This window comes from Kribbella jiaozuonensis (genome assembly GCF_005233875.1).
GTDB lineage: Bacteria > Actinomycetota > Actinomycetes > Propionibacteriales > Kribbellaceae > Kribbella > Kribbella jiaozuonensis.
The window spans coordinates 22,896-38,782 of the sequence record NZ_SZPZ01000004.1; the positions used below are offsets into that span (position 1 = coordinate 22,896).

General features: G+C 69.1%; 12 protein-coding genes. 10 read left to right on the top strand and 2 right to left on the bottom strand.

The features are described 5' to 3' along the window. The first annotated feature begins 7 nt into the window (after positions 1-7). From FDA38_RS26185 to FDA38_RS26230, 9 genes are all read left to right on the top strand, one after another. Complete coding sequence (locus FDA38_RS26185) at positions 8-2,908, top strand: DEAD/DEAH box helicase (protein WP_137256801.1); 2,901 nt, start codon at positions 8-10, stop codon at positions 2,906-2,908. After that, the gene (locus tag FDA38_RS43180) at positions 2,905-4,299 is read left to right on the top strand and encodes an SWIM zinc finger family protein (RefSeq protein WP_233714948.1); all 1,395 of its coding nucleotides are present in this window, start codon (positions 2,905-2,907) and stop codon (positions 4,297-4,299) included. The genes FDA38_RS26185 and FDA38_RS43180 overlap by 4 nt, the downstream gene beginning before the upstream one ends. Before the next feature lie 165 nt (positions 4,300-4,464). After that, positions 4,465-4,965 (top strand): GNAT family N-acetyltransferase, encoded by a 501-nt coding sequence (locus tag FDA38_RS26200; RefSeq protein ID WP_137256802.1) that lies wholly within the window; start codon positions 4,465-4,467, stop codon positions 4,963-4,965. A gap of 180 nt (positions 4,966-5,145) precedes the next feature. Continuing rightward, a complete protein-coding gene (locus tag FDA38_RS26205) occupies positions 5,146-6,843 on the top strand; it encodes an ABC transporter substrate-binding protein (RefSeq protein WP_137256803.1) in 1,698 nt (565 codons plus the stop codon). Further along, positions 6,840-7,793 carry an ABC transporter permease gene (locus tag FDA38_RS26210; RefSeq protein ID WP_137256804.1) on the top strand — a complete coding sequence of 318 codons (954 nt, stop codon included), beginning with the start codon at positions 6,840-6,842 and terminating at the stop codon, positions 7,791-7,793. Before FDA38_RS26205 ends, FDA38_RS26210 begins: the two co-directional genes overlap by 4 nt. Beyond that, positions 7,793-8,665: an ABC transporter permease gene (locus FDA38_RS26215; protein WP_137256805.1), complete on the top strand. Its 873-nt coding sequence runs from the start codon at positions 7,793-7,795 to the stop codon at positions 8,663-8,665. Before FDA38_RS26210 ends, FDA38_RS26215 begins: the two co-directional genes overlap by 1 nt. Then, the gene (locus FDA38_RS26220) at positions 8,662-9,639 is read left to right on the top strand and encodes an ABC transporter ATP-binding protein (RefSeq protein WP_137256806.1); all 978 of its coding nucleotides are present in this window, start codon (positions 8,662-8,664) and stop codon (positions 9,637-9,639) included. The genes FDA38_RS26215 and FDA38_RS26220 overlap by 4 nt, the downstream gene beginning before the upstream one ends. Continuing rightward, positions 9,639-10,631 carry an ABC transporter ATP-binding protein gene (locus FDA38_RS26225; protein ID WP_137256807.1) on the top strand — a complete coding sequence of 331 codons (993 nt, stop codon included), beginning with the start codon at positions 9,639-9,641 and terminating at the stop codon, positions 10,629-10,631. The genes FDA38_RS26220 and FDA38_RS26225 overlap by 1 nt, the downstream gene beginning before the upstream one ends. Beyond that, the gene (locus FDA38_RS26230; protein WP_137256808.1) at positions 10,628-12,385 is read left to right on the top strand and encodes a gamma-glutamyltransferase family protein; all 1,758 of its coding nucleotides are present in this window, start codon (positions 10,628-10,630) and stop codon (positions 12,383-12,385) included. The genes FDA38_RS26225 and FDA38_RS26230 overlap by 4 nt, the downstream gene beginning before the upstream one ends. On the opposite strand, the gene FDA38_RS26235 is transcribed toward FDA38_RS26230, so the two are convergent. Beyond that, positions 12,367-13,059, bottom strand: a complete 693-nt coding sequence (locus FDA38_RS26235; protein ID WP_170989873.1) for a GntR family transcriptional regulator — start codon at positions 13,057-13,059, stop codon at positions 12,367-12,369. The two genes, FDA38_RS26230 and FDA38_RS26235, sit on opposite strands and share 19 nt — an antisense overlap. Positions 13,060-13,166: 107 nt before the next feature. On the opposite strand from FDA38_RS26235, the gene FDA38_RS26240 reads away from it, so the two are divergent. Further along, entirely contained in the window at positions 13,167-14,027 is an 861-nt protein-coding gene (locus FDA38_RS26240) for a GNAT family N-acetyltransferase (protein ID WP_137256810.1), read from the top strand. Here the strand turns inward: FDA38_RS26240 and FDA38_RS26245 are convergent, their stop codons facing one another. Next, positions 14,028-15,806 carry a M1 family metallopeptidase gene (locus FDA38_RS26245; protein ID WP_137256811.1) on the bottom strand — a complete coding sequence of 593 codons (1,779 nt, stop codon included), beginning with the start codon at positions 15,804-15,806 and terminating at the stop codon, positions 14,028-14,030. It lies immediately after the preceding gene. Positions 15,807-15,887 lie beyond the last annotated feature (81 nt).

The following is a 15,887-nucleotide window of genomic DNA, read 5'->3' on the forward strand; positions in this document are numbered from 1 at the left end:
TGTCGGTTTGCTGGACACGGGGCAAGAGCTGGCCGGATACGCGGTGGTCTTCCAACCAGCAGATCCCCCACGCACAAGCCGAATAGCCTTCTGGAACCCCACCGGGGGTGAACTCCCGCTAGGCGTAGGCAACCAGGTCGAGCTGCAGCTGCTCCTCGCCGACGCCGCCGCGCAGCCAGCCGACGGCGAGACGATGACCCGGTCGGGCACGAGCTCCGGGCTGCCGGCGGGTACGAGCGCCGGGCTGCGGGCGGGGGCAAGCGCCGAGCTGCGGTCGGTGCGGGCGATCGAGTTCTCGGTTGCGGATGCGGTTCCTGTGCTCGGGCGGATGCGGCGGGCGGCGGGGGCTCATCCGTCGGCGGCGTTCTGGGGCGCGGCGTCGCTGGTCGCGCTCCAGCTGGTTGCCCGCGGCAAGCTCCTCCCAGGCGTCTCCCCCACCGGCCACGACGCCTGGCGAGTCGGCCCACTCGACACCGCCGACGTCACCCGAATCCTCACCCTCGCCGAGTCGATGCCACCCTCAGCCCGAGCCCTCCCCCTCGCAACCCCGTCTGCTTCTCCGGTCTCGGCCGGTGGGGTGCGGTTGCCGGTGGCGGAGGAGTTGGTGCGGGAGTTTCTTGATGCGGTTGCTGATGGGATGCCTCGGTCGCCGGCTGCTGGTAAGGCGCATCAGAACAACCTGTTCACCGCAGCCGCGCCGCAGCGGGTGGATCGGTTGCGGGGTTGGGCGGATGAGGTTTCTGCGGGGCTCGACAGCGGGGTGCGGATCTCGCTGCGGATCGAGTTGGCTGATTCGCTCGCGTTCAGCGCAGTCGTCCAGCTGCACAGCCTGAAGGATCCGACGTTGGTGCGGGATGCGGACGACGTCTGGGCCGAGGACGTCGCCGGCTTCGGTCCGCGGGCACGGATTGACGCGACGCTCGCGATCCGTCGCGCCGCGCGAGTCTGGCCTGCGCTCCAGCGGTTGTTGGACTCCGCCGTACCAAACCGTATGGAACTGTCGGACGAAGAGGTGGCCGAGCTGCTCGCCGGGTCGGCGCAGCGGTTGACGGCGGCGGGAGTGGATCTGCACTGGCCGCGCAGTCTAGGGCGCCAGCTCACGGCCCGGGCGGCGATCACCTCCGCGGACGGACCACCGAGCGATCTCCCCGGGTTCTTCGGCGGTGACAAGACGCTCGACTTCAGCTGGCAGGTTGCGGTCGGAGACGACCCGCTGACCGAGGCCGAGCTCGACCAGCTCGCCGAAGCCACCCGTCCGGTGGTTCGCCTGCGCGACCAGTGGATGCTGATCGATCCCGAGCTCGCCCGCAAAGCCCGCGAACGCATCCTCAAACCAGTCACCCCGATCGACGCCCTCGGTGTCGCGCTCACCGGTACCGCCGAGATCGACGGCCGCCAGATCGCCGTCACCTCGACCAAGTGGCTGGAGGACCTCCGCGCCCGCATCGCCGACCCCGACCGCGCCGACGAGCCCATCGAGGCACCGGCCGGACTCCAAGCCACACTGCGCGACTACCAACTGCGCGGCCTGCGCTGGCTAGCAAGGATGACCGCGCTCGGCCTCGGCGGGTGCCTCGCCGACGACATGGGCCTCGGCAAGACGATCACGCTCATCTCGCTCCACCTCCACCGCCAGCAGTCCCCCGACACAGCCGGCCCGACCCTCGTCGTCTGCCCGGCATCGCTCCTCGGCAACTGGGAGCGCGAGGTCCAGCGATTCGCCCCCGGCACTCCGGTACGGCGATTCCACGGCACCTCACGTTCCCTCGACGACGCGCGGGACGGCTTCGTCCTGACGACGTACGGCACACTCCGCCGCGACGCCGCACGACTCGCCGACCACCGCTGGGGTCTGGTGGTTGCCGACGAGGCGCAGCACGTGAAGAACCCGTCCTCCGGTACGGCGAAGGCGCTGCGCACCGTGCCGGGACAAGCGCGAGTCGCCCTGACCGGCACACCCGTCGAGAACAACCTCTCCGAGCTATGGGCAATCCTCGACTGGACCACGCCCGGCCTGCTCGGACGACTCGGCACCTTCCGCAACCAATGGGCAGCCCCGATCGAGGCCGACAAGGACGAGGAGGTCGCCGCCCGGCTCGCGAAGCTGGTCCGGCCGTTCCTGCTGAGACGCAAGAAATCGGACCCGGGCATCGCGCCCGAGCTCCCACCGAAGACCGAGACCGACCAGGCGGTCTCGCTCACCCGCGAGCAGGTTGTGTTGTACGAGGCAACTGTCCGCGAGCAGATGACCGAGGTCCGCGCCAGCAACCAGATGGCGCGTCGCGGCCTGATTGTCAAATTGCTGACCGGCCTGAAGCAGATCTGCAACCACCCGGCGCAGTACCTGAAGGAAAGCGACACCGCCCGGCTCAGCGGCCGCTCCGGCAAGCTCGAGCTCCTCGACGAGCTGCTCGAGACCATCGTCGCTGAGGACGGCGCAGTCCTCGTCTTCACGCAGTACGTCGCCATGGCGCGGCTGCTCGAGCGACACCTCGACGAACGCGGCATCCAGACCCAGCTTCTCCACGGCGGTACGCCGGTCGCGCAGCGCGAGGCGATGGTGGATCGATTCCAGGCGGGTGAGGTCACGGTCTTCCTGCTCTCGCTGAAAGCCGCCGGCACGGGTCTGAACCTGACCCGCGCCGATCATGTCGTGCACTACGACCGTTGGTGGAATCCGGCCGTCGAGGATCAGGCGACCGACCGGGCGTACCGGATCGGGCAGACCCGGCCGGTGCAGGTTCACCGATTGATTGCCGAAGGCACCATCGAGGACCGGATCGCCGCGATGCTCGCCGCGAAACGCGAGCTGGCCGAAGCCGTCCTCAGTGGTGGCGAGGCCGCGTTGACGGAGCTGTCCGATGCGGAGCTTGCCGATCTCGTCGAGCTGCGGGGAGGCCTGCGATGAACGACGTACAAGGGTTCCCGGCGTTCGCACGGCAGCGGCGGAGTACGCGCGGGCGGTCGTGGTGGGCGCAGGCGTGGGTGCAGGCGATGGAGGACACGTCGCTCGACGCCGGTCAGCTGCGCAAGGGTCGTCAGTACGCGAACTCTGGGCAGGTCGGGACCATCACGATCAGCCCGGGCCGGATCGCGGCCACGGTGTACTCGCCCGAGGACACCTACGAGTCCGTCGTCCACGTCGACGAGTTGAGCGTCGACGACTGGCGTCGGTTCAGCGAGCAGGTCGCGGCGCGGTCCGGCCACATCGCCGCATTGCTGGACGGCGAGATGCCGCACGATCTGGTCGAGGCCGCGGCCGATGCGGGAGTCACGCTCTTGCCGGGCATCGGCGATCTCGACCCGAGTTGTACGTGCGACGCGTGGGAGCTGCCGTGCCAGCACGGCGCCGCTCTTTGCTATCAGGTCGCGTGGCTGCTCGACGCCGACCCGTTCGTTCTCTTGCTCCTCCGCGGCCGCACCCGTGAGTCCGTCCTCGCCGAGCTCCACCTGTCGACCGCGAGGCCAACCGGAGCTGGGGCCAGCGGCGCCTCCGGCGGTGGGGCCGGCGCTGCGGCCGGGCACGGTGCTGGGGCCGGGCATCGGGCTGGTGCTGGGGCCGGGCATGGTGCTGAGGCTGGTGCTGGGGCTGGGGCTGGGGCTGGGGCTGGTGCTAGTGCTGGTGCTAGTGCTGGGGCCGGTGCTGGGGCTGGGGCTGGTGCTAGTGCTGGTGCTAGTGCTGGGGCCGGGCATGGGGCTGAGGCTGGTGCTGGCGTCCTCGTGGCAGACGTCTTCGGTGCCGCGCCTGGCGAGCTGCCCGAGCCTCCGGATCTGCCGGACAAGGTCAGCCTCGACGACCTGGCGGTGACAGGGATCGAGCCACCCGACGGTCTGGGACCGGCCGTCCTCCCACTCCTGGTCCTCGACGCGGCCCGCCGGGCGCGAGCGCTTCTGAGCGCACTCCTCCACGGACGCCCGACCCCGGCAACCTTGGACGAGTGGCAGGACGCCATCCGCCTGGCGACCGACTTCCCGGAGCTGATCACACCGTTGACCGAGGCAACGAGCAGAGACCTTGCCCTCGGCATCCAAGCCTGGCAGTACGGCGGAGCGCCCGGCCTCGAAGTGCTCGAACACACCTGGACACCCAACCCCGCCGACCTCAACCGGGCGCGTGCGGAGCTACTCGCCGCCGACGACGAGCTCACCATCACCGCCACGGCCAACCAACTCACGCTCGGCGGCGACACCCAGCTCCGCCTCGACCGCGTCGGCCGGTGGCATCCGTACCGGCTGGTCGACGGCAACTGGACCCCGGTCGCCCCGCCGTCGAAGGATCCGCTCCTCGCCGAGTGGTAAGAGCCGAGAGGTCAATGCCGAGTGATAAATCCGGTGCGATCCAGCGGCCCTTCCGGCTAAGGTGACCGCGACTTCGAAGGAGGTGGGGTTGATGACCGCGCGATTCCGGGTTGCCGCGCGCCCGGTCACTCAACCACACCCAACCTCCTTCGAAAGGGACCACCGTTGTCCATCACCTGGAACACCCGCGTCGAGACACCGTCCGACCTCGAACTGATCCGCGACATCACCCGGCAGGCGTTCGGCCGCCAGTACGAGGTCGACTTCCTCGACGCCCATCGCGCCGACCCGGTCGCCTGGCTCCCCGGCTTCATGATCGTCGCGACCACGACCGACGACGAGCCGGTCGCCTACGCGCTCCTCACCCGCTGCCACATCGGCGACAAGCCGGTCCTCTCGCTCGGACCGGTCGCCGTGCTGACGCAGTACCAGAAGCAAGGTGCCGGCGGTGCGGCCGTGCGGGCCGCGCTGGCCACAGCGCGTGATCGCGGCGAGGAGACCGTCGTCGTTCTCGGTCACGAGACGTACTACCCGCGGTTCGGATTCCGGCAGGCCACCGAGTTCGGCGTCCATCACCCGCAGTACGACGGGCCGAATCTGATGGCACTCGCACTCGGGAGCCACGCCGTGCCCGCCGGGGACCTCACGTACCCCGTCACCGTCTGAAATCGGGTCGCCGGAGGCCGCGCTCCAGCCTCCGGCGACCCCTGCGGTCGTCGGCGCTGAACGTTCCACTGCGAGTACGGCGAGCGGTCGTAAAAGGTTCAGTCAAACTCGCCGAATCACTTGCGCACCCACCTTGTATACATGAAACAGTCGACGGAACCGCCTACTCAGGAGCCCGCGATGACTCGTCGACTTCCGCTCTCGCTGAACCGCTTCACCTTGAGTAACCGCCGCCGGAAAGTGGCCGGGATCGGCGCTGCCGTCATCGCGCTGGCCCTGGTCGGCACGGCCTGCTCCCCGGTCGAACCCGCCGGCAACAGCAGCAGCGACAGCAGCGGCACCCAGGCGCCGGCCGGGCAGGACGTCTTCGGTGAGCCGGCCGACGCCGCGCAGGTCAAGCAGGGCGGGACGCTGACCGTTGCCCTGTCCGCCGACCCGGACAAGCTCGACCCGACGCTGTCCCGCAGCCTCTATTCGCGGTACGTCTTCCACACGATGTGCGAGAAGCTGTACGACCTCGGCTCGGACGCGAAGATCGTGCCGCAGCTCGCGACCGCGCTCCCGACGATCTCGGCCGACGGTCTCAGCCTGACGATCCCGTTGAAGCAGGGCGTCAAGTTCGCCGACGGCGGCACGCTCGACTCGAACGCGGTGAAGATCTCGTTGAACCGCGACCTCACGCTCGCCGGATCCGCGCGCAAGAGTGAGCTCGGCCCGATCACCTCGATCGAGACGCCGGACCCGAAGACCGTCGTCATCAAGCTGTCGAAGCCGTTCGCCCCGCTGACGGCCGCGCTCGCCGACCGGGCCGGCATGGTCCTCAGCCCCGCCGCCGTCGCGAAGCTCGGCGCGAACTTCTCCAACGCGCCGGTCTGCGTCGGCCCGTTCAAGTTCGCCAGCCGCGTCGCGCAGAACTCGATCAAGGTCGTGAAGGACCCGCAGTACTACGACGCCGCGAAGGTGCACCTCGACGCGATCGAGTACCGGATCATCACCGATTCCAGCATCCGCTCGGCGAACCTGAAGTCCGGCGACGCGCAGGTCGCGGACTCGCTGTCCACGCAGGACACCCCGTCGCTGCAGAAGGACGACACCGTGAGCGTGCTGCAATCACAGTCGCTCGGGTATCAGGGCCTGACGATCAACATCGGCAACTCGAGCGGCGTCGGCAATCCGCTCAAGTCGCTCGGTACTCCGCTCGCCAAGGACCCGCGAGTGCGGCAGGCATTGGCCTTGTCGATCGACCGCGAGGCACTGGTGAAGTCGTTGTTCGGCGGTCTGAACACGGTTGCCTGCTCGCCGATCTCACCCAAGAGCGAGTTCACGTCGGACACGGCGCAGGTCTGCCCGGCGCACGATCCGGCCAAGGCGAAGCAGTTGCTGGCCGACGCGGGCGTCAAGACGCCGTACAAGGTCGAGATGGTGACGTCGAACAACCCGGACAGCCTGCGGCTCGCGCAGGCGTTGCAGGGCATGGTGAAGGAGGGTGGATTCGACCTGGTGATCAAGCCGGTCGAGTACGCCGCGCTGCTTGACCAGCAGGACCGTGGTGACTTCGAGCTGCTGCAGCTCGGATGGTCCGGCCGGGTCGACCCCGACGCGAACATCTTCAACTTCGTCGGCACCACCGGCAGCCAGAACGTCTCCGGCTACAGCAGCCCGGACCTCGACAAGCTCCTCACCGACGCCCGTCAGTCCACCGACCAGGCGCAACGCGTCAAGCTGTATGGCGATGTCGTCACCAAGCTCCAGCAGGACGAACCGATCATCTACATGTACCGCCAGCGCAACCTGACCGGTGTCTCCAAGAAGCTGCTCGGCATCCAGGTCTACCCGGACGGCGTGATCCGCACAGCCTTCGCGGGGTTCGCCAAGTGAGGCGGTATCTCCTCAACCGGCTGTGGCAGAGCGTGGTGACGCTCGTACTCGCGACGATCGTGGTGTTCGTCGGAGTACGGGCGTTGCCGGGCGACCCGGCGCTGGCCCTGGCCGGCGAGGATCGGGATCCGGAGTCGTTGCGGGCGATCCGGCAGCAGTACGGGCTGGATCAGTCGTGGCTGGTGCAGTTCTGGCAGTTCGTCAGCCACGCCGCGCGCGGCGATCTGGGGCAATCGATCCGGACGGGTGCGCCGGTGCGGTCGATGATCTTCAGTGCGTTGCCGGTGACCATCGAGCTGTCGGTGCTCGCGATCCTGATCGCCGGCGTCATCGGCGTCGGCGCGGGCGTTGTGGCCGCCGTACGGCGCGGTGGGCCGGCCGAGTGGGCCGCGAACGGCCTTGCGTTGCTGGGCTTGTCGGTCCCGCACTTCTGGCTCGGGTTGATGGCGATCCTGTACCTGTCCGTTGCCCTCGGCCTCTTTCCCGCCTCCGGCTTCGTCCCGTTCTTCACCAACCCGATCGACAACCTGCATCACCTGATCCTGCCCGCGGTCATCCTCGGCACCGGCCTGGCCGCGGTCATCATGCGCCAGACCAGATCATCGATGCTCGACGCGCTGAGCGCCGACTACATCCGTACGGCGGAGGCCAAGGGTCTCCCGCCCAAGGCAGTGATCGGAAAGCATGCCCTACGCAACAGCCTCATCGTCGTCGTCACGATCGTCGGCCTCCAACTCGGCGCGCTGATCTCCGGTGCCGTCGTGACCGAGCGGATCTTCGCGCTTCCCGGCTTCGGCAAGCTGACCGTCGACGCCGTCTTCCAACGCGACTACCCGGTCATTCAGGCTGTTGTCCTCGTCACCGCGACCGCGTACATCGTGATCAACCTGCTCGTCGATCTTCTGTACTCCGTCATCGATCCGCGGATCCGTGTGCGAGGTGAAGCGTGATGGCCGTCGCCGAAGCGATCGCTCCGCCGCGCAGCAACAGCCGCCGCGTGGTACGCCGGGTCTTCCGCAACCCGCTCGCGCTGACCGGCCTCGCAGTACTCGCGATCGGAGTCGTCCTTGCGGTGTTCGCGAACGTGCTCGCACCGCACGACCCCACCCAGACGCACCTGAGCAACGCGTTCGCCCCGCCGGGGACGGCCGGGTATCTGCTCGGCACCGACGACCTCGGCCGGGACGTCCTCTCGCGGATCATGTTCGGCCTGCGGGCGTCGTTGCACGTCGGGATCCTCGCGGTCGCGTTCTCGCTGGTGATCGGCGTACCGCTCGGGCTGATCGCGGGCTACTTCCGCGCGGTCGACGCACTCATCTCGCGGCTCACGGACCTCGTGCTGGCGTTCCCGTTCCTGATCCTCGCGGTCGGCCTGGCCGCGATCCGCGGAGCGAGCCTCGGCAACGCGGCGATCGCGATCGGTATCGCGCAGATCCCCGGCATGATCCGGATCGTCCGCTCGGACACGCTGCGGCTGAAGTCGCTCGACTTCGTCGCCGCGGCGATCGTCGAGGGCGCAAGCGACGCCTGGGTGCTCGGCCGACACATCCTGCCGAACGCGGGCTCGGCGGTCATCGTCCAGGCGACCGTCGGCATCCCGGCCGCGATCCTCGGCGAGGCCGTGCTGTCGTTCCTCGGCCTCGGCATCCAGCCGCCGGCACCGAGCCTCGGCACGATGCTGGCCGACGCGCAACAGTTCGCGTCCCGGGCGCCCTGGGCCGCGGTGATGCCCGGCGTCGCGATCATGCTGCTGACGCTGGCGTTCAACATCGTCGGCGACAGCCTCCGCGACGCCCTCGACCCGAAGGCGAGCCGCCGATGACACCTGTCCTCGCAGTCAAAGATCTCTCCGTCACGTTCCGGACCGAGGACGGCCGGCTGTCCGCGGTCGACAACGTCAGCTTCGAGGTCGGCGACGGTGAGGTCCTCGCCGTGGTCGGTGAATCCGGCTGCGGCAAGAGCGTCACCGCGATGAGCATCGCCGGCCTCCTCCCCCGCACCGCGACCGTCAACGGCTCGGTCCAGCTCGACGGCACCGAGTTGATCGGCGCCGACAAGCGCACGCTCCGCTCGATCCGCGGCCGCGAGGTCGCATACATCTTCCAGGAGCCGATGACCTCGCTGAACCCGGTCTTCACGGTCGGCCACCAGATCAGCGAGGTGCTGCGCACGCACGTCGGCGTCACCCGCCAAGCCGCCCAGGCCCGCGCCATCGAGCTGCTCAAGCTCGTCGGCATCCCGTCCGCGGAACGCCGTATCAGCGACTACCCGCACCAGCTCTCCGGCGGGATGCGCCAGCGGGTGATGATCGCGATGGCAGTCGCCTGCGATCCGAAGGTCCTGATCGCCGACGAGCCCACGACCGCGCTCGACGTCACCATCCAGGCCGGCATCCTCGACGTACTGCGGGGACTGCGCGAACGCCTCGGTACCAGCATCGTCCTCATCACGCACGACCTCGGCGTCGTCGCGGACCTCGCCGACCGGGTCGCGGTGATGTACGCCGGACGCGTGGTCGAGACGGCGGAGGTGCACGAGATCTTCGCTAGGCCGCAGCACCCGTACACGGTCGGTTTGCTCGGTGCGTCGCCCGCCGCCGGACGTCATGCCGAGACGCATCGGCTCAGCGAGATCCCCGGTCTGGTGCCGGTCCTGTCCGAGCAGCCCGACGCCTGTACGTTCGCCGACCGCTGTCCCCGGGCCGACGATTCCTGTACGGCGTCACAGCCTGAGCTCACCGCCGGCGTACATCGGGTCGCGTGCTGGCATCCGGTCCGAGAAGCCGTGGAGGTCTGATGGAACTCGCCCTGGAGGTGGAGGACCTCGTCATGCACTTCGGCCCGGTCCGTGCGGTCGATGGAGTCACACTGCGGATCCCGCAAGGCTCTGTCGTTGCACTGGTCGGTGAGAGCGGCTCAGGTAAGTCCACAGTCGGCCGGTGCATTGTCAGGCTCCTCGAACCGACCGGTGGGACGGTCAGGCTTGCAGGCGCCGACATCACGCATCTGTCCCGCCGTCAGCTCCGCCCGCATCGGCGTGATGTCTCGATCGTCTTCCAGGACCCGGCCGGCTCGCTCGACCCTCGGTTCACCGTCGGCGACATCGTGGGTGAGCCGCTGCGGCTGATGCGTCGCAAGGAGATCCCGACCAAGGTTCACGAGGCACTGCGCCGCGTCGGACTGCGGCCTGAGGTCGCCCAGCGCGCACCGCACGAGTTGTCGGGTGGTCAGCGGCAGCGGGTCAGCATTGCCCGCGCACTGATCTCCGAGCCGCGACTATTAGTCGCAGACGAGCCGACGAGCGCGTTGGACGTGTCGGTGCAGGCCGCAGTACTCAATCTGCTGGCCGACCTGCAGCGTGACCTCGGGTTCGCCTGTCTGTTCATCACACACGACCTGTCCGCGGTCGAGTACCTCGCGGACGAGGTCGCGGTGATGTACCTAGGCCAACTCGTCGAACAAGGGCCGCGTGCCCGCATCTTCGGCAAGCCGGCCCACCCGTACACGCAGGCGCTGCTGTCCGCGGCGCCCGTACCCGATCCGGCCGAGCAGCGGGCCCGACAGCCCGTTCTGCTCGGCGACGACCTGCCGTCGGCGATCGACCCGCCGCCCGGGTGCCGCTTCCACACCAGATGCCCCGTCGCCGTGGACAAATGCCGGACAGTCGTGCCGGAGACACGCACGATCGGAGAAGGTGGACACCAAGTGGCCTGTCACCTCGTCAACGACGACGGCACCGGACCCGACGTACGACCTGACGTACGACCAACAGAAGGAGTTGCCCGATGACGTTCACCACCCGGCCCACGCTGCGCGGCACGTTCGGGATGGTTTCGTCCACGCACTGGCTGGCGTCGCAGTCGGCCATGCGGATCCTCGAGCTCGGCGGGAACGCGTTCGACGCGGGCGCCGCGGCCGGGTTCGTGTTGCACGTGGTCGAGCCGCACCTCAACGGGCCCGGTGGTGAGGTGCCGGCGATCATCGCGACCGCCGACGACCCCGCCCCGCGCGTGCTGTGCGGCCAAGGTGTCGCTCCGGCCGGCGCGACGATCGAGCACTACCGCTCGCTCGGCCTCACACTGGTCCCCGGCTCAGGTCCGCTGGCGGCCACGGTTCCCGGCGCGGTCGACGCCTGGCTGCTCCTCCTGCGCGATCACGGCACCCTGCCGCTGCGCGTCGTACTGGAGTCGGCCATCGAGTACGCGCGCAACGGTCATCCGCTGGTGCCGCGGGTCGCCGACACGATCAGCACTGTGCAGGACTTGTTCGAGAACCACTGGCAGACGTCGGCCGCGCTCTGGCTCAAGGACGGTCGGCCGGTGACCGGACGGTTCAGCAACGAGGGGTACGCCGCGACGCTCGAGAAGCTCGTCGTCGAAGGCGAGGCGGCCGGCGCGGACCGGCAGGCGCAGATCGAGCAGGCCCGCAAGGCGTGGCGGGAAGGATTCGTCGCGGAGGCGATCGACAAGTTCTCCCGGCTGCCGCACCGCGACTCGAGCGGTGAGGATCACGCCGGGCTGATCACGGGCGATGACCTGGCCGCGTTCGAGGCGACGTGGGAGGACCCGGCGACGTACGACTGGAACGGGTACACGGTCGCGAAGACAGGTCCGTGGGGCCAGGGGCCGGGCCTGTTGCAGTCCCTGGCCGTACTCTCCGCCCTCGGCGAGGTCGACCTGGACAGCGCCGAGGGTGTGCACACGACGGTCGAGGTGATGAAGCTGTCGTACGCAGACCGCGAGGCCTGGTACGGCGACGGCGCCGACGTACCGCTCGACACGCTCCTCTCCCCGGAGTACGCCGCTGAGCGGGCGAAGCTGATCGGGTCGGACGCGTCGCTCGACCTGCGGCCCGGACGCCCGGACGGCCGCGAGCCGCGACTCCCATCGTTTGCCGTGGGCAACGAAACTGGTGATGCGACCACCGGCGAGCCGACGGTGTCGTCCGGTGGCGTGACACGCGGTGACACCTGCCACGTCGACGTGATCGACAAGTGGGGCAACATGATCTCCGCGACGCCGAGCGGTGGCTGGCTGCAGTCCTCGCCGACGATCCCGGAGCTCGGGTTCTGCCTCGGCAGCCGGGCGCAGATGTTCTGGCTGGAGGAGGGCCTGCCGGCCTCCCTCGCACCGGGCAAGCGGCCGCGCACCACGCTTACGCCGACCCTCGTACTCCGCGACGGCGACCCGCTGATGGCCTGTGGATCACCGGGTGGTGACCAGCAGGACCAGTGGCAGTTGCTGTTCCTGCTCCGGCACCTCGGCGCCGGCATGGATCTGCAGGAGGCCATCGACGCGCCGGCCTGGCACACCACGGGCTTCCCGTCGTCGTTCTACCCGCGCGCCACCGAGCCGGGCGGCCTGGTGATGGAGACGCGGGTCGGCAAGGACATCCGTGACGAGCTGGTACGGCGTGGGCACGTCGTCACCGACTCGGATGCGTGGAGCCTCGGCCGGCTCTGCGCCGTACGGAAGGAAGCCGACGGGGTGCTCGCCGCAGCGGCGAACCCGCGCGGGATGCAGGGTTACGCGGTCGGGCGCTGACCGAACGCTGCCTTCGCGGCCGCCTCCACGTGCAGGCGGGCGGCCGTGGTGGCGGCTTCCGCATCGCCGGCCTCGATGGCGTCGACCAGGCGGACGTGCTCCTCGGACGAGTGCGGTGCGCGTTGGGCGGCGCCGACGCGGAACACCCAGTGGACGTGGTAGTACATCGCGGACGAGATCGAGTGCAGCCAGCGGTTCTCGCTGACCTCGATCACGGCCCGGTGGAACGCGCTGTTGAGCTCGGCGACCCGGTCGAAGTCCTCGGCCTCGGTCGCCTTGCTCGCGTCGTCGATCAGCCGGCGCAACGTGGCGATCCCCTCGGCCGTCGCGCGTTCTGCCGCGAGGCCGGCGGCGAGCGTTTCGAGCTGCTCCCGTACGGCGAACAGGTCGCGGACCGCGGTCTCGTCCAGGGTCGCGACGACGGCGCCGCGGCGCGGCAGGATGTGGACGAAGCCTTCGGCCTCGACCACGCGCAGCGCCTCACGCACCGGATTCCGCGACACACCGAAGTCGTCCGCGAGGCGGGTTTCGGTCAGCCGCTCACCCTGGCTGTAGTCGCCGTCGATGATCCGCCGGCGCAGTTCCGCCAGCACTTGCTCGCGCAGAGCAATGTGATCGGCACCGATCGTGCGTACGACGTTGTCTCGCCCGGCCTCGCCGTCCAGTTGCTCCACCCGTGGGCTCCTCTCCCCGTTCGCCTCTCCCCGTTCAGCCTGCGCGCCACGGTAGCCGATCAACCGACCGGCGGCACGTGATCCCGGCAGCGGGTTAGGTTGGCGGCTTGAGCATTCGATTGATTCCCCTGACGGATCCCGACTATCGGCCGACCAGCCGCCGGATCGCCTGGCTGGCCGCGGAGGACGACGGTACGCCGGTCGGTTCGGCGTTCCTCCGGCTCGACAGCCGGAACAACTACTCGCAGCTGGGTGAGCTCGAGCTGACCGTGCATCCGGCCGAGCGCCGCCGCGGGATCGGGTCGCAGCTGCTCGACGCGGTCGTCGCCGGGGCGCGTGACCACGACGTACGGACGCTGCTCGTCGATGTGAACGTCGGGTCGGTCGGTGACCAGTTCCTCCAGCATCACGGCTTCGAGATCGGGCTCACGCTGATCTATACGCGGCTCGACCTGTCCGAGTCGATTCCCGACGTACCGGCGGTTCCCGGGTACCGGTTGATCTCCTGGGAGGGCGTCGTACCGGATGACCTGGTGCAGACGTTCACCGACGCGCGCACCGGGATGGACGATGCGCCCACCGGGTCGATCTCGATCGGCGCGGATGTGTGGGACGTCGAGCGGACGCGGCACGCCGCGCAGGTGATCGCCCAACGCGGCGACCGTCTCTCCGTCGTCGCGGCCTTGGATGAGACCGGCCAGATCGTCGGCTTCACCGAGCTCGTCGTACCGGGCGACGGGAAGGGCGACGGGCAGCACTACGGCACCGCAGTACTCCCAGCCCACCGCGGCCGCGGCCTCGCCCTGTGGATGAAGGCCGCGCAGATCCACCAGACCAGGCACGACTTCCCCGACCTCGACGGCCTGCTCACCGACACCGTCGACACCAACACGCCCATGCGCCGAACCAACACCCACCTCGGCTATCGACCCGGGTACGAGGTCAATCGCCGCAAGCTGGACCTCTGACTACTGGCCGAGGATCCTCTGGACGGCTGCGGTTGTGATCGGGTGGTAACCCGGACGGGCCTTCGCAAAGACTTCAGCGGCGAACGCCCGGTCGGTGCCGGCCAAGGCTTGGTAGACCGGGAGAACAAGCTTCATGCGGCCGACCTTGGTGAGGAACTCGGCCATCTCCGCGTATGCCGCCTCGTAGCTGCTCGCAGCGACGATCTGGTACCAGCGACGCGCGATCTCGCCGTTCGCCGTCCCGGTCAGACCGAACGCACGATCCAGCTGCTGCAACAGCAACGGGCTCAGTACGTCGGGCGCCGCGTCGAGGAAGCGCAGCCACTCCTGCGTCGTCCACTGCCCGGCGCCGTGCGGCAGCTCACCCGTCTTCAGCCACAGGTCCCGGGCCTCGTCCACCACCTGGAACCGCGGCGACACCGCGCGCGCCGCGAACGCCGGGATGCCCGGCTCGTACAGCCAGGCCGCGAGCTCGTCGTCCGTCACCACATCCGGGTGCTCCGAGAGCAGGTGCTCCCGCAGGTGCTCGACGAAGTTGTCGGTGTTGATGCTGCGGAACGCGAACCGGTCGAAGTATCCGCGCAGGAACGGATCGAACACCTCGCGCGAGAACCGCTCCTCCAGCCAGGAAAGGAACCACGAGCCCTTGAGCGGCCCGGTCGACGTCTTCCCGTGGTACTCCGAGCGGTGGTGCAGACCCGGCAGCTCGACAGCGAGCTCGGCCGGCGTCAGCGGGTCCAGCTTCACCACGGTCGCGTGCTGCTTGATCGCGGTCTCCATCAGCGCGAACTCGGTCCCGTAGACAGCCTCGACGATCCGGTTCTCGACGTACGACGTGAAACCCTCGTTGAGCCAGATGTCGTCCCAGCTGTCCTGCGTGACCAGGTTGCCCGACCAGCTGTGCGCGAGCTCGTGTGCGATCACGCTGACCAGCGACTTGTCCCCGATCACCACGGTCGGCGTCGCGAACGTCATCCGCGGGTTCTCCATCCCGCCGTACGGGAACGAGGGCGGCAGCACGAGCAGGTCGTACCGGCCCCAGCGGTACGGGCCGAACAGCTCCTCGGTGACCCGCATCATCTCTTCGGTGTCGGAGAACTCGGTCGCCGCCTGCCGCACCGTGGCCGGCTCCGCCCACACCCCGGACCGCTCACCGAGCGGCTCGAACACCAGGTCACCCGCCGCGATCGCCAGCAGGTACGACGGGATCGGCTCGGGCATCACCACGTCGTACGAGCCGGTCCGGCGTGACGTCGTACCGTTGTCGGCACTCATCAGCACCATCAGCTCCGGCGGCGCGGTCACGTGCGCCGCGTAGCTGAACCGCACGCTCGGGGTGTCCTGCACCGGCACCCAGCTGCGGGCGTGGATCGCCTGCGACTGGCTGAACATGAACGGCATGACGCCGCCGGCCGTCATCGCCGGCTCGAGCCACTGCAGTCCGGTCGCGGTCGGCGCGGTCCGGTAGCTCACCTTGACCCGCGGATGCTTCGACGTCCGGATCGTCAGCGCGGCGCCGAGCTCCTTGTCGGGCATGGCGAGGCTGTACTCGAGCGGCTCCCAGCCGTCGGCCGTCTGCCCCTCGACCCCCAGGACGGTGAGGTCTCGGGTGTCCAGGACGAGGCGGTCCCCGCTGTGCGACTCTGTGTCGGTCCAGGCGAGAGTGTGCGTGGCCGAACCGGCCAGCACCTTCTCGTCGAAGTCGAGCGCGAGGTCGAGCTCGAGATGGGTGGTCCGAACCAGGGCAGGCTCGGCGTAGGAGTGGCGATCGTGCGTCACGGAAGCTCCCCGAGTGAGGCGTCCGGGGAACAGTACCCAGGTCCCGGCCCGATCGGTCGTCCGATCTGAGCCAGCCGCACC